3 protein-coding genes are annotated in these 16505 nt (G+C 64.3%); all 3 read left to right on the top strand.

What is annotated here, in order from left to right; genetic code table 11:
• On the top strand, window positions 1-412 hold a 412-nt coding region (locus tag C8K58_RS31905; RefSeq protein ID WP_108574909.1), incomplete at its 5' end, for a phosphopantetheine-binding protein.
• Window positions 413-415: 3 nt separating this feature from the next.
• Window positions 416-8197, top strand: a complete 7782-nt coding sequence (locus tag C8K58_RS31900) for a non-ribosomal peptide synthetase (protein ID WP_108574908.1) — start codon at window positions 416-418, stop codon at window positions 8195-8197.
• Window positions 8198-8207: 10 nt separating this feature from the next.
• A partial coding sequence (locus tag C8K58_RS31895; protein ID WP_146188263.1) for a non-ribosomal peptide synthetase occupies window positions 8208-16505 on the top strand: 8298 nt, incomplete at its 3' end.

The raw sequence follows: 16505 nt of genomic DNA, 5'->3' as shown, positions 1-16505 counted from the left end.
GGACTACATGATCCCGGCGCATTTCATCTTCCTGGCGCAAATGCCGTTGACCCCCAACGGCAAGCTCGACCGCAAGGGCCTGCCGCAACCGGATGCGAGCCTTATGCAACAGGCCTATGTGGCGCCCGAGACGGAGCTGGAACAGCAGATCGCCACGATCTGGGCCGAGGTGCTGCGCCTGCCGCAGGTCGGCTTGAACGACAACTTCTTCGAAGTGGGCGGCCACTCCCTGCTGGCCATCCAGATCACCTCCAGGGTCCAGGCCGAGCTGGGCCTGGAAGTGCCGCTGGTGGAAGTGTTCCAGACTGAAACGCTGCGCGCCTATGTGCAGGCGGCTGCCACCTTCCGCGCCGGCAGCGCGGAAGACTTTGATGATCTTCGTGACTTTTTGAGCGAACTAGAGGCGATTTGACCCATGCTTTCCAACCCTAATATCGATCTGGTTTCGCGCTTTCTTCGCCTGCCTCTGGAGCAGCGCCAGCAGTTCTACCAGCGCCTGCAAAGCCGGGGCATGAGCTTCGCCCAGCTGCCGATTGCCTCGATCCGCGAGGACGGCCGGAAGCTGCCGTTGTCCTACGCCCAGGAACGGCAGTGGTTTCTCTGGCAACTGGACCCGGACAGCGCCGCCTATCACGTACCGGGCGCCCTGCGCCTGAGCGGGCGCCTGGACAAGGTTGCGCTGCAAAAGAGTTTCGACACCCTCGCGGTGCGCCATGAAAGCCTGCGCACGCGCCTGCACCTGGATGATGAACAGCGCTCCCAGGAAGTACTGGCCCACGGCGTGATCGAGATCGCTGAAAGCTCGGTCGACGAGGCCCTGCTCAAGGCCCGCGTCGAAGCCGAAATCGCCCGCCCGTTCGATTTGCAGCAAGGCCCGCTACTGCGCGTCAGCCTGCTTACCGTCGCTGAAAACGAGCACGTGCTGGTGCTGGTGCAGCACCATATCGTCTCCGATGGCTGGTCGATGGGTGTGATGGTTCAGGAGTTGATGCAACTCTATGCCGCCTACAGCCAGGGCCAGGACTGTGCATTGGCGCCGCTGCCGATCCAGTACGCCGACTACGCACTGTGGCAACGCAGCTGGATGGAAGCGGGGGAGAAGGCCCGTCAACTGGCGTACTGGCGCGAATTGCTCAGCGGCACGCAGCCGGTGCTGGAATTGCCGTTCGACCAGCCCCGCCCGGCGCAACAGAGCTTCCGTGGCGCGCGTCTGGACATCGCGCTGGAACCGGTACTGGTGGCAGGATTGAAAGCCCTGGCCCAGGGCGAAGGCGTGACGATGTTCATGCTGTTGCTGGCCTCGTTCCAGGCGTTTCTGTACCGCTACAGCGGCCAGCAGGACATCCGCATCGGCGTGCCAATTGCCAACCGCAACCGGGTCGAGACCGAATCGCTGATCGGCTTCTTCGTCAATACCCAAGTGCTCAAGGCCGACCTCGATGGCCACATGAGCTTCGCCCAGCTGCTGCAGCAGACCAAGCGCCGTGCGCTGGAGGCCCAGGCCCATCAGGACTTGCCGTTCGAGCAGTTGGTGGAAGCCCTGCAACCGGAGCGCAGCCTGAGCCATAACCCGCTGTTCCAGGTGATGTTCAACCACCAGGCCAATTCCCCCGCCGCCGCGCAGCAGTTACCGGGCCTGCGCGTGGCCAACCTGGAATGGGACAGCCACAGCGCCCAGTTCGACCTGAGCCTGGATACCCAGGAAAGCGGCGACGCGATCTGGGCGTCCCTGACCTACGCCACCGACCTGTTCGGCGCCGCCACCGTCGCGCGCATGGCCGAACATTGGCTGAGCCTGTTGCGGGCGGCCGTGGCGAATCCTGCATTGCCCTTGCACGACCTGGCGACACTCAACGCCGCTGAGCGCGAGCAGATACTCGCTCAATGGAACGCCACCGCGCGCGACTACCCCCAAGGGCAGTGGGTGCATCAGATGATCGAGGCCCAGGTGCAGGCGCAGCCGGATGCACCGGCGTTGCGTTTCAATGAGGTGTCGCTCAGTTATGCCGAGCTGAACCGCCGCGCCAACCGCCTGGCCCATCGCCTGATCGAAGCCGGCGTAGGACCGGACGTGCTGGTCGGCCTGGCGCTGGAGCGCTCCATTGAAATGGTCGTGGGCCTGCTCGCGGTGCTCAAGGCCGGTGGCGCCTACGTGCCGCTGGACCCGGAATACCCGCGCGAACGCCTGGCCTACATGCTGGACGACAGCGGTGTGAAACTGCTTTTGACCCAGGCGCATTTGCGTGAACAGCTGCCCATTCCCCAAGGCCTGGAAACCCTGGTGCTGGGCGAGTCTGCCTTCGAGGGCTACAGCGACGCCAACCCAGGCATCGCCCTGGACGGCGAAAACCTCGCCTACGTGATCTACACCTCGGGCTCCACCGGCCAGCCCAAAGGCGCCGGCAACCGTCATTCGGCATTGCTGAACCGTCTGCACTGGATGCAGGAAGCCTATGCCCTGGACGCCAGCGACGCGGTGCTGCAAAAGACCCCGTTCAGCTTCGACGTGTCGGTGTGGGAGTTCTTCTGGCCGCTGATGAGCGGTTCGCGCCTGGTGGTTGCAGCGCCCGGTGACCACCGTGATCCGGCCAGGCTGATCAACCTGATCAATCAACAGCAGGTCACCACGCTGCACTTCGTGCCGTCGATGCTGCAGGCTTTCCTGCAGGATCCGGCGGTGTCGACCTGCCAAAGCCTGCAGCGCATCGTATGCAGCGGTGAGGCCCTGCCGGTGGATGCCCAGCAGCAGGTTTTCGCCAAGCTGCCCCAGGCCGGGCTCTACAACCTGTACGGCCCGACCGAAGCCGCCATCGACGTGACCCACTGGACCTGCGTGGACGAAGGCCGCGATGCGGTGCCAATTGGCCGCCCGATCGCCAACCTCGGCTGCTACATCCTCGACAGCCACTTCGAGCCCGTACCGGTCGGCGTGCTCGGCGAGTTGTACCTCGGCGGCATCGGCCTGGCCCGGGGTTACCACCGCCGCCCGGCACTCACTGCCGAACGTTTTGTCGCCCACCCGTTCATCCAGGGCCAGCGCCTGTACCGCACCGGCGACCTGGCACGCTACCGCGCAGACGGCGTGATCGAATATGCCGGGCGTATCGACCATCAAGTCAAGCTGCGCGGCCTGCGCATCGAGCTGGGAGAAATCGAAGCGCGCCTGCTGGAACACGCGTGGGTCCGTGAGGCTGCCGTGCTGGCGGTCGACGGTAAATACCTGGTGGGCTACCTGGTGCTGCAGGACGCTGCCGATGATTGGCGCGAAGTCCTCGGCGCCCACCTGGCCCAGCACCTGCCGGACTACATGGTCCCGGCACAGTGGGTGCTGCTGGAGCAAATGCCCCTGAGCCCCAACGGCAAACTCGACCGCAAGGCCCTGCCCAAACCCGAAGCCACCCATCACTACGAAGCCCCGCAAAGTGCCCTGGAGCAGCAGATCGCGGCGATCTGGGCCGAGGTGCTGGGTGTCGAACAGGTGGGCTTGAACGACAACTTCTTCGAGCGCGGCGGTGACTCGATCATTTCGATCCAAGTGGTCAGCCGCGCCCGCGCCGCCGGTATCCATTTCACCGCCAAGGCGTTGTTCCAGCACCAGACCGTGCGCAGCCTGGCGCGGGTGGCGCAGTTGCAGGTTGCCCAGGTGTTTGACCAGGGCCCGGTGCAGGGCGAGACGCCGTTGCTGCCGTTCCAGCAGCTGTTCTTCGAGATGGACCTGCCGGAGCGCCACCACTGGAACCAGTCCTTGCTGCTGGTGCCACGCGAGCCGGTGCGGGCAGATCGACTGCAAGCGGCCTTGCACGCCATCGTCCACCACCACGATGGGCTGCGCCTGAGCTTCAGCCAGCCCGCCGAAGGGTGGCGGGCCGAGCATGCAGCCGCCACCCCTGAGGTGTTGTGGCAGGCCACGGTGGCGGATGCCGACGAGCTGGCCGCGCTGTGCGAAAAAGCCCAGCGCAGCCTCGACCTGCAACAGGGGCCCTTGTTGCGTGCGGTGCTTGCTGAACTGGCCGATGGTTCCCAGCGCCTGTTGCTGGTCATGCACCACCTGGTGGTGGATGGCGTGTCCTGGCGGGTGTTCCTCGAGGACCTGCAAAGCCTCTACCGCCAACAGCCGTTGCCGGCCAAGACCTCGTCGTTCAAGGCCTGGGCCGAGCGTTTGCAGGCCCATGCCCGCAGCGAAGCGGTACAGCCGCAAAAACACTTCTGGCTGCAACAGCTCCAGGACGTGCCTACCGATCTGCCCTGCCGTGATCCCCATGGCGCGCGTCCTGGCCGCCTGGCGCAGACAGTGGTCAGCCGACTGGACGCCGAGCACACCCGGCAATTACTGCAACAGGCGCCTGCGGCCTATCGCACCCAGATCAACGATCTGCTGCTGACCGCCCTGGCGCGTGTCATCTGCCAGTGGACCGGGCAGGCTTCCAGCCTGATCCAACTGGAAGGCCACGGCCGTGAAGACCTGTTCGAGGATATCGACCTGACCCGCACCCTGGGCTGGTTCACCAGCCTGTTCCCGGTGCGCCTGACCCCGGCCGAATCCCTTGGCGCCTCGATCAAGCAGATCAAGGAGCAACTGCGCGCCGTGCCGGACAAGGGCCTGGGCTTCGGCGCGCTGCGCTACCTCGGCGACGAGGCCACGCGCCAGGCATTCAGCGCGTTGCCGGTGCCGCGCATCACCTTCAATTACCTGGGCCAGATCGACGCCAGCTTTGACCAGCCGGACGGTTTGTTTGTACTCGCAGCGGAAAGCGCCGGAGCCGAGCAGAGCCCGGAGGCGCCGCTGGGCAACTGGCTGACCCTCAACGGCCAGGTATTCGGCGGTGAACTGCACATGGGCTGGACCTTCAGCCCGCTGATGTTCGAGGCCGCGCAGATCGACGCCTTGAGCCAGGCCTTCAGCCGTGAGCTGACGGCATTGGTGGAACATTGCTGCACCCCCGGCAATCACGGCGTGACGGCTTCCGACTTCCCGTTGTCACGCCTGAACCAGCATCAGCTTGAGTCCTTGCCGCTGGCCGCCGATGGGATTGACGACATCTACACCTTGTCGCCCATGCAGCAGGGCATGCTGTTCCACACCCTGTACGAACAGGCCGCCGGCGACTACATCAACCAGATCCGCGTGACGGCCGAGGGCCTGGATGTGGCGCGCTTCCAGCAGGCCTGGGATGCCACGGTGCAGGCCCATGACGTGCTGCGCAGCGGGTTTTTCTGGGAGGGTCAGCTGGAGTGGCCATGCCAGGTGGTGTACCGCGAGGCCCGGCTGCCCATCGAGCTTCTCGACTGGCGCGCCATGCCGGAGCCTGAGCTGGCGTTGCAAGACCTGCAGCAAGCCCAGCGTCGCCAGGGCTTTGAGCTGGCCAAGGCGCCCCTGGTCCGTCTGGTGCTGGTGCGTACCGACGAGCAACGCCATGAGCTGATCTACACAAGCCATCACATCCTGATGGACGGTTGGAGCAATTCGCGCCTGTTCGGTGAAGTGCTGCAACGTTACGCCGGCGTGGCGGTGCCCGAAGCGGCCGGGCGCTATCGCGATTACATCGGTTGGTTGCAGCAGCGTGATGCCGGTGCGACCGAAACCTTCTGGCGCGAGCAGTTGAGTGCACTGCAAGCGCCGACTCGCCTGGGCCGCAGCCAGCCCATGGCGACGGACGGGCATGGCGAGCACGCGCTGAGCCTGGATCGCCCGCTGACGGGTCGCCTCGAGGCCTTCGCCCGCCGCCATAAAGTCACGCTCAACACCTTGGTCCAGGCGGCGTGGCTGGTCCTGTTGCAGCGCCATAGCGGGCAGGCGGTGGTGTCGTTCGGCGCCACCGTGGCCGGGCGCCCGGCAGACCTCGTGGGGGTGGAGCAGCAGATTGGCCTGTTCATCAATACCCTGCCGGTGATCTGCGCAGTGGAGGGCGAGCAAACCGTGGCCGACTGGTTGCAAAGGGTGCAGGCGCAGAACCTGGCCCTGCGCGAGCATGAACACACCGGGCTGTACGATATCCAGCGCTGGGCCGGGCAGGGCGGTGAAGCCCTGTTCGACAATATCCTGGTGTTCGAGAACTACCCGGTGTCCAAGGCCCTGGAACAGAGTGGCGGCAGCGGTATCCGTTTTGGCCTGCCGGAGTCCCGCGAGCAGACCAACTTCCCGCTGACGGTGCTGGTGGACGTCGGTGACACGCTGTCGGTGCAGTTCAGCTTTGCGCGTGCGCATTTCGACCCGGAGACGGTGCAAGCCTACGGTCGCCATCTGCTCAACCTGCTGCAAGCCATGCTCGAGGGCGGCCAGCAGCGCCTCGGCGAACTGACGATGCTCGATGTGGCCGAACGCCGGCAAGTGGTACAGGACTGGAACGCCACGGCGCGGGACTACCCGTTGCAGCACGGCGTGCATCAGCTGATTGAACAGCAGGTGACGCGCACGCCAGGCGCCACGGCACTGGTATTTGCCGAGCAGCGCTTGAGCTACGCCGAGCTGAACCGCCGCGCCAACCGCCTGGCCCATCGCCTGATCGAAGCCGGCGTAGGGCCGGACGTGCTGGTGGGCCTGGCGGTGGAGCGTTCCATCGAAATGGTCGTCGGCCTGCTCGCGGTGCTCAAGGCCGGTGGCGCCTACGTGCCGCTGGACCCGGAATACCCGCGCGAACGCCTGGCCTACATGCTGGAAGACAGCGGTGTGAAGCTGCTGTTGACCCAGGCGCATTTGCGTGAGCAGCTGCCGATTCCCCAAGGCCTGGAAACCCTGGTGCTGGGTGAGTCTGCCTTCGAGGGCTACAGCGACGCCAACCCAGGCATCGCCCTGGACGGCGAAAACCTCGCCTACGTGATCTACACCTCGGGTTCCACCGGCCAACCCAAAGGCGCCGGCAACCGCCATTCAGCCCTGGCCAACCGCCTGCAATGGATGCAGGAAGCTTACCGCCTCGATGTCAGCGACACGGTGCTGCAAAAGACCCCGTTCAGCTTTGACGTGTCGGTGTGGGAGTTCTTCTGGCCGCTGATGACCGGTTCGCGCCTGGTGGTCGCCGCGCCGGGGGATCATCGTGATCCGAGCAAACTGGTGCGCCTGATCAATGCCGAGCAGGTCACCACGCTGCACTTTGTCCCGTCGATGTTGCAGGCCTTCCTGCAGGAGCCGACGGTTGCGACTTGCCATACCCTGCACCGCATCGTGTGCAGTGGTGAAGCGTTGCCGGTGGACGCCCAGCAGCAGGTCTTCGCCAAGCTGCCCCAGGCCGGGCTCTACAACCTGTACGGCCCGACCGAAGCCGCCATCGACGTGACCCACTGGACCTGCGTGGACGAAGGCCGCGATGCGGTGCCAATTGGCCGCCCGATCGCCAACCTCGGCTGCTACATCCTCGACAGCCACTTCGAGCCCGTACCGGTCGGCGTGCTCGGCGAGTTGTACCTCGGCGGCATCGGCCTGGCCCGGGGTTACCACCGCCGCCCGGCACTCACTGCCGAACGTTTTGTCGCCCACCCGTTCATCCAGGGCCAGCGCCTGTACCGCACCGGCGACCTGGCACGCTACCGCGCAGACGGCGTGATCGAATATGCCGGGCGTATCGACCATCAAGTCAAGCTGCGCGGCCTGCGCATCGAGCTGGGAGAAATCGAAGCGCGCCTGCTGGAACACGCGTGGGTCCGTGAGGCTGCCGTGCTGGCGGTCGACGGTAAATACCTGGTGGGCTACCTGGTGCTGCAAAACGCCGGGGACGACTGGCGCGATGTGCTCAGCGCCCATCTTGCCCAGCAGTTGCCGGACTACATGGTGCCCGCCCAATGGGTGCTGCTGGAGCAGATGCCTCTGAGCCCCAACGGCAAACTGGATCGCAAGGCTTTGCCCAAGGCGGACGCCAGCTTGCACGCGCGGGCGTACGTCGCGCCGCAGAGCGAGCTGGAACAGCAGATCGCCGCGATCTGGGCCGAAGTCCTGGCGGTACCGCGCGTGGGGTTGAACGACAACTTCTTCGAACTGGGCGGGCACTCGCTGCTGGCGACCCAGGTGGTGGTGCGCCTGCGCGAGCAGCTGCACGCCGAATTCGACGTCAAATCGATCTTCACCACCCCGACCCTGGCCGATTTCAGCGCCTATGTGGCAGGCCAGCAGACAAATAATTCGCCGGTGCAGGACGCATTGGCTAAATCCTTGGAGGCTCTCAAACGTCTATCAGCAGAAGATTTGGATAAATTGACTTCCTGAGGGGCGTGGCGTGCAAGCATTAATCGAGTCGGTAGGGTCACTTTCGGCGCAGCAAAAGAAAGCGTTGGCGGTAATGCTCAAGCAGCAAGGCATCAACCTGTTTGAGATTGCCCCGGTTTTCAAGCGCCAGGAAGGTGAGCCTCTTCGGCTCTCTTATGCCCAGGAGCGGCAGTGGTTTTTGTGGCAGTTGGAGCCGCAGAGCACCGCCTATCATGTGCCAAGGGCCTTGCGCCTTACCGGCGAACTGGACGTGGCCGCGTTGCAGCGCAGCTTTGACACACTGGTGCTGCGCCATGAAAGCCTGCGCACGCATTTGCAGGAGGACGGCGACAGTGCCTTGCAGGTGATTGCCGATCAGGTACGGGTGGAGATCGCCCTGGTCGACGCCGAGGAATCCGAACTCAAGGCGCTGGTGGAAGCCGAGATCGCCCAGCCATTCGATTTGCAACAAGGCCCGCTGTTGCGGGTCAAGCTGCTGCGCCTGGCGCCCCAGGAGCATGTGCTGGTGCTGGTGCAGCATCACATCGTCTCCGATGGCTGGTCGATGCAGGTGATGGTCGACGAGCTGGTGCAACTGTACGCCGCCTATGTGCAGGGCCAGGACCTGCAACTGCCGGCCTTGCCGATCCAGTACGCCGACTACGCGCTATGGCAGCGCAGCTGGATGGAGGCGGGCGAGCGTGAGCGCCAATTGGGTTACTGGAAAGGCATGCTCGGCGGCGATCAACCGGTCCTCGAAATGCCCATGGACCGTCCACGGCCAGCGCTACAGAGCTACCGCGGGGCCAGGCTGGACCTGACCCTGGAAGCCTCTCTGGTGGCAGGCCTCAAGACCTTGGCGCAGCGTGAAGGTGTGACGATCTTCATGCTGTTGCTGGCGTCGTTCCAGGCTGTGCTGCACCGCTACAGCGGCCAGGGTGACATCCGCATCGGCGTGCCGGTGGCCAACCGTAATCGGGTGGAGACCGAGCGCCTGATCGGCTTTTTCGTCAACACGCAAATCCTCAAGGCCGATATCGACGGCCAGATGACCTTCCGTGAACTGCTGCAGCAGACCCGCCAACGCGCGGTCGAGGCCCAGGCCCATCAGGACCTGCCGTTCGAACAGCTGGTGGAAGCGCTGCAGCCCGAGCGCAGCCTGAGCTACAACCCGTTGTTCCAAGTGATGTTCAACCACCAGACCGACACTCAGCGCGGTGGCGGCAGCGTAACGGGGTTGCAAGTGCAAGGGCTGGAGTGGGACAGCAAGACGTCGCAGTTCGACCTCAGCCTCGACACTCAGGAGTCGGCTGACGGTATCCAGGCGTCGCTGACCTATGCCACTGACTTGTTCGACGCCCCGGGCCTGGAGCGCTTCCTTGCCCATTGGCATCGCCTGTTGCACCGGGTGGCCCAGGATTGCGGTGGCCGTATCGGTGAATTGCCCCTGTTGGATGATGCCCAGTGGCAGCAACAGGTGCACGGCTGGAACCACACGCCCATGGCGTTTGCGCAGGACGAGGGCGTGCATCGGTTGCTGGAGGCCCAGGCGCAAGCGCGCCCCGACGCCATTGCCCTGGTGTGCAACGGCCAGGCGCTGAGTTACGGCGAGCTGAACTGTTGCGCCAACCGCCTGGCCCATCGCCTGCGCGCTGCGGGTGTCGGGCCGGACGTGCTGGTGGCGGTGGCCCTCGACCGCTCGGTGGACATGGTCTTGGCCCTGCTGGCGACGCTGAAGGCCGGTGGCGCCTACGTGCCGCTCGATCCGCAATTCCCGGCGGACCGGCTGGCCTTCATGCTGGAAGACAGCCGCGCTCGCGTGCTATTGACTGCCGGCGACCTGCACCAACGCCTGCCCCTGGCGGCCGACCAGCAGGTGTTGTTCATGGACGCGCAGCAAGACGCACGCTACAGCAGCGCCAACCCCGAGGTGGCACTGACGGGCGAGCACCTGGCCTATGTGATCTACACCTCCGGTTCCACCGGCAAGCCCAAGGGCGTGATGGTGCGTCATGGCGCACTGAGCAGCTTCACCCATGGCATGGCCAGCACCCTGGCCATTGGCGCTGACGCGCGGCTGTTGTCGTTGACCACGTTCTCGTTCGATATCTTTGCCCTGGAACTCTACGTGCCACTGGCGACGGGAGCGACGGTGGTGCTGGCCGACAAGGAAGTGTCCCTGGACCCCGAGGCGATTCTGGGTCTGGTGCAGCGCGATGCGATCAGTGTGGTGCAAGCCACACCCTCGACCTGGCGCATGCTTCTGGACAGCGAACGCCGTGCCTTGCTGCACGGGGTCAAGTGCCTGTGCGGTGGCGAAGCGTTGCCGGCCGACCTGGCCCAGCGCATGCTGGCCCAGCAGGGCACGGTGTGGAACCTGTATGGCCCGACCGAAACCACTATTTGGTCGGCGGCCCATGAGTTGGTCGAGCCGGTGCCCTTTGTCGGGCGGCCGATCGCCAACACCTCATTGTTCATTCTTAATGCCGATCTCGTGCCGTGCCCGGTAGGCGCTGCAGGCGAGCTGCTGATCGGCGGTGTCGGCCTGGCCCGGGGGTATCACGGCCGGGCTGCGTTGACCGCCGAGCGTTTTGTGCCCAGCCCGTTTGCGCGCAACGGCGAGCGGCTTTATCGCACAGGCGACCTGGCGCGCTATCGCGCGGATGGCGTGGTCGAGTACATCGGCCGCGTCGACCATCAGGTCAAGGTGCGTGGGTTCCGTATCGAACTGGGAGAGATTGAGGCGTGCCTGCGTGAGCAGCGTGCGATCCGCGAAGCCGTGGTGGTGGCCGAGCATGACCAGTTGCTGGCCTATCTGGTCACCCGGCACCCGGTGTCGGATGAGGAGCAGGTCACCCTGCGCGAGCGGTTCAAGGCCGCCCTGCGCGAGCAGTTGCCGGAGTACATGGTGCCGGCCTACCTGGTGTTTTTGGAGCGGATGCCACTGACGCCCAATGGCAAGCTCGACCGCAAGGCGTTGCCCAAACCTGATGCCGCTGCCCTGCTAAAACGCTTTGTGCCGCCTGTCACCGAACGCGAGTGCCAGGTCGCGGCCATCTGGGCCGAGGTGCTGGGGTTGCCTCAGGTTGGCCTGGAGGATCACTTCTTCGAAATCGGTGGGCACTCGTTGCTGGCCACGCGGGTGGTGTCTCGTGTACGCCAGTCACTGGGTATCGATGCACCGTTGAAAGGCCTGTTCGAACAGCCGGTGCTTGGCCGGTTCGTGCAGGCGTTGTCAGGCACCGTGCTGGACTCGCCGCCGATCCTGCTGTTGGCACGTGATCAAGCCCTGGCGCTGTCCTATGCCCAGGAGCGGCAGTGGTTCCTCTGGCAACTGGAGCCGCAGAGCACCGCGTATCACATCCCGGCGGCCCTGCGCTTGCGCGGCGCCCTGGATCGCCGGGCCTTGCAACGTAGCTTCGATAGGCTGCTTGAACGGCATGAAACCCTGCGTACCGTGTTTGTCGTGGATGGCGAGCGCACGGTACAGCGGATCGATGCGCCGACCGCGTTGCTGATCGAAAACGAGGTTCTGCACAGTGATGAGCCGGGCAGCTTGAAGGTCCAGGTCGAAGCAGAAATCGCTCGTCCGTTCGACTTGTGCAAAGGCCCGCTGCTGCGGGTCAAGCTGTTGCGCCTGGCCGCGGACGATCATGTGCTGGTGCTGGTGCAGCACCACATCATCTCCGACGCCTGGTCGATGGAGGTCATGGTCGATGAGCTGGTGCAAGCTTATGCTGCGTTCAGCCAGGGCCTGGAGCCTCAGTTGCCGACACTGCTGGTTCAATATGCCGATTATGCGGTGTGGCAGCGTGGATGGATGGAGGCGGGCGAGCAGGCCCGCCAGCTGGCCTACTGGGCTGAACGCCTGGCCGGTGAGCAGCCCGTGTTGGAGCTGCCGCTGGATCATCCACGCCCGGCGGTACAAAGCCATCGCGGCGCACGCCTGGACCTGGTGCTGGACGCCGCGCTGGCGAGCGAACTGCAGGCTTTGGCCCAGCGTCAGGGCGCGACCCTGTTCATGGTGTTGCTGGCGTCCTTCCAGGCCTTGTTGTATCGCTACAGCGGCCAATCGGATATTCGCGTCGGCGTGCCGATTGCCAACCGCAACCGGGTCGAGACCGAGCGTCTGATTGGTTTCTTCGTCAATACCCAAGTGCTGAAGGCCGATATCACCGGTGAGTTGTCGTTTGTCGAATTGTTGCAGCAGGTCAAGCACACGGCCCTGGACGCGCAAGCGCATCAGGACCTGCCGTTCGAGCAGTTGGTGGAGGCGTTGCAGCCGGAACGCAGCCTGAGCCATAGCCCGTTGTTCCAAGTGATGTTCAACCACCAGTCCGATGCGCGCGACGAGGCGGGCGCGCAGTCGATTCCGGGTTTGCAGGTCGAAGGTCTGGAATGGGATAGTCACACTGCACACTTTGACTTGAGCCTGGATACCCAGGCGTCCGCGGACGGGCTCTGGGCATCGTTGACCTACGCGACAGATCTGTTCGAGGCGGCCACCATTGGACGCATGGCCCAGCATTGGCTTGGCCTGCTGCGGGCGGTGGTGAAGACACCGACCCATCCTATTGCGTGCTTGCCATTGCTGGCGGCTGAAGAACAGCACACGCTGCTGCAGGCCTGGAATACCAATTGCCCGGCGGCTGCGTGGCAGAGCGGCGTCCATCGCCTGTTCGAGGCCCAGGTGCTGCAACGCCCGCAAGCGGTGGCACTGGTACTCGATGGCGAGTCACTGACCTATGACGCGCTCAATCGGCAAGCCAACAGTCTGGCTCATTGCCTGGTGGCAGAGGGCGTGGGTCCGGAAGTGTTGGTGGGGGTCGCAGTAGAGCGCTCCTTTGCCATGGTGGTCAGCCTGTTGGCGGTCCTTAAGGCCGGTGGTGCCTATGTGCCGCTCGACCCGCAGTACCCGCGCGAACGCCTGGCTCATATACTCGAAGACAGTGGCGTGCGCCTGGTGCTGATCCAGTCCCGTGTGCCGATGGCGTTGCCCGCAGGCGTTGCTGTCTTGGCGATCGATACGGTCTCGCTGGCGTCGTACGCCGAGGAAAACCTTAGCGCAACAGTCGGGCCGCACAACCTGGCCTATGTGATCTATACCTCCGGCTCGACCGGTAAACCCAAGGGCGTGGCGATCGACCATGGCGCCTTGAGCGAATTCGCGAGCATTGCCGCCGGTTATTCCAAGCTGACTGAGAATGACCGCGTACTGCAGTTTGCGACCCTGAACTTCGATGGGTTCGTCGAGCAGTTGTATCCGGCGCTCACCCACGGCGCAGCCGTGGTACTGCGTGGCCCGGAACTGTGGGACAGCGGGCGCCTGTACCGCGAAATCCTGCAACAAGGCATTACCCTGGCCGACTTGCCGACGGCCTACTGGAACGTGTTCCTGCTCGACTGTCTGGCAGCCGGACCGCGTACCTATGGTGCCTTGCGGCAAATGCATATCGGTGGCGAAGCCATGCCGCTGGACGGTCCCGCACAATGGTTGCGTGCGGGCCTGGGGCATGTGCGACTGCTCAACACCTATGGACCGACCGAGGCCACGGTGGTCTCCAGTGTGCTGGACTGCACCTCGGGCGATGACGTCATTGGCGCCACCGCCAGCCCGATTGGTCGCTCCCTGCCGGGGCGTGCTTTGTACGTGCTGGACCGGGACCTCAACCTCGCGCCGTTGGGCGCCGTGGGCGAGTTGTATATCGGCAGCGCCTGTGGTCTGGCGCGCGCTTACCTGAACCGGCCATTGCTGACGGCCGAACGCTTTGTCGCTGATCCTTTCAGCGGTAACGGCGATCGCCTGTACCGTACCGGGGATCTGGCGCGTTACCGTGCCGATGGCGTGATCGAATACGTAGGGCGGGTCGATCATCAAGTCAAGATCCGCGGTTTCCGTATCGAGCTGGGTGAAGTCGAAGCCCTGTTGCTGGCCCAGGCGGGTGTTCGTGAGGCCGTGGTGTTGGCGGTGAACAACCAGTTGCTGGCCTATCTGGTGGCCGAACAGCCAGACACCCGCGCATTGGACGAAGCGCTCAAGGCGGTACTGCGTGAGCAATTGCCGGACTATATGGTGCCGGCCCACCTGATGTTCCTTGAGCGCCTGCCGCTGAACCCCAACGGCAAGCTGGATCGCCAGGCATTGCCAAAACCGGATGCGAGCCTTTCGCTGCAAACCTGGGTCGCGCCGGTCAGTGCACTTGAGGTGCAAGTGGCGGCGATGTGGGCGGATATCCTCGGGGTGGAGCGCGTCGGCCTCATGGATCACTTCTTCGAGCTGGGCGGGCACTCGCTGCTGGCCATGCAAGTGGCCTCGCGACTGCGCCAGGCGCTGGCATTGGAAGTGCCGCTCAAGGTGCTGTTCGAACAGCCGCGCCTGCAAGGATTTGTCGCCGCGCTGCTCGCGCTCGAAGCGAGTGAGGGTGCCAAGGCGCCGGCGCTGGTTCCCGTGGCACGTGACCACGGCTTGCCGCTGTCATATGCCCAGGAACGGCAGTGGTTCCTCTGGCAACTGGACCCAGGCAGCGCCGCTTACCACGTGCCCAGCGCGCTGCGCCTGAAGGGGCCGTTGGATCAAGCTGCGCTGCAACAAAGCTTTGACCGCCTGGTGGCGCGTCATGAGAGCCTGCGCACTCTGTTGCGCCAGGAAAACCACGGCGCCGTGCAAATCGTGGCTGAGCCTGCACCTGTCACCATCACCCGTAGCGACGTGCTGGAGGCTGACCTCCAAGCCACCGTGGAGGCTAAGATAGCGCTCACGTTCAACCTGGAGCAGGGCCCGCTGCTGCGTGTTGAGCTGCTGCGCATCGCTGATGAAGACCATGTACTGGTGCTGGTACAGCACCATATCGTTTCCGATGGTTGGTCGATGCACGTCATGGTCGATGAACTGGTGCAACTGTATGGTGCGTTCAGCCAGGGTCAAGACCTGCAGTTGCCTGCACTGCCGATTCAATATGCCGATTACGCCGTATGGCAACGCGACTGGATGGATGCTGGCGAGAAAGAGCGCCAACTCGCCTACTGGCTTGATCTGCTGGCAGGTGAACAACCCGTGCTTGAGTTGCCGTTCGACTTCCAGCGCCCGGCGGAGCAAAGCCATCACGGTGCGCGTTTGCACCTGGAGTTGCCGACCACACTGGTGTCCGGCCTCAACGCCTTGGCCCAGCGCGAAGGCGTGACGATGTTCATGCTGTTGCTGGCTTCGTTCCAGACCTTACTGCATCGCTACAGTGGTCAGGAAGACATCCGCGTCGGTGTGCCGATTGCCAACCGCAATCGCGTTGAAACTGAACGGCTCATTGGCTTTTTCGTCAACACTCAGGTGCTCAAGGCTGATATCGATGGGCAAACCACCGTTGCCCAGTTGCTGCAGCAGGTCAAGCAGCGCGCGCTGGACGCCCAGGCCCATCAGGACTTGCCGTTCGAGCAATTGGTAGAGGCGCTGCAGCCGGAGCGCAGCCTGAGTCTGAACCCGTTGTTTCAGGTGATGTTCAACCACCAGGTGGCCAACCGCCAGGCTTTCGCGGAGCACGCGTCGAGTGAGCTGAGTGTCGAAGGGCTGGCCTGGAACAGCCACACCGCGCATTTCGATCTTGACCTGGACGTCCACGAGTGGGGTGAGGGGCTGAGTGCTTCACTGGGGTATGCCACCGATCTGTTTGCCCCAGCGACCATCGAGCGTATGGCCGACCACTGGCAGAACCTGTTGCAGGCGATGGTTGCCGACCAACAGCAACCCATCAGCCAACTCAACCTGCTGGGCCAGGATGAGCAACGACATATCCTGCAGCTGTGGAACCAGACTGACGCCGGCTTCTCGGCCGAGCGTCTGGTACACGAAATGGTTGCCGACCGCGCCGAGGAAAACCCCACTGCGGTGGCGGTCAAGTTCGATGCGCAAACCCTGAGTTATGGCGAGCTGGACCGCCAGGCCAACCGCCTGGCCCATGCCTTGATCGCCCGTGGCATCGGCCCCGAAGTACGGGTAGCGATTGCCATGCCGCGCAGTGCCGAGAGCCTGGTGGCGTTCCTCGCGGTGATGAAAGCCGGCGGCGTGTATGTGCCGCTGGATATCGAGTACCCGCGTGATCGCCTGCTGTACATGATGCAGGACAGCCGCGCGCAACTGCTGCTGACCCACACCAGTGCGTTGCCGCAACTGCCGATTCCCGAGGGCCTGGACAGCCTGGCCATCGATCGCACCGAGGCGTGGGCCGACTACAGCGACACCGCGCCGGCGGTAAAACTGCACGGCGACAACCTCGCCTACGTGATCTACACCTCCGGCTCCACCGGCCTGCCCAAGGGCGTGGCGGTGTCCCATGGG

Origin of the sequence: Pseudomonas sp. GV047, from assembly GCF_003058245.1 — a bacterium.
Classification (GTDB): domain Bacteria; phylum Pseudomonadota; class Gammaproteobacteria; order Pseudomonadales; family Pseudomonadaceae; genus Aquipseudomonas; species Aquipseudomonas marginalis.
The sequence above is the reverse complement of the archived record's forward strand: the minus strand, read 5'-3'. Positions and strand labels throughout refer to the sequence as shown.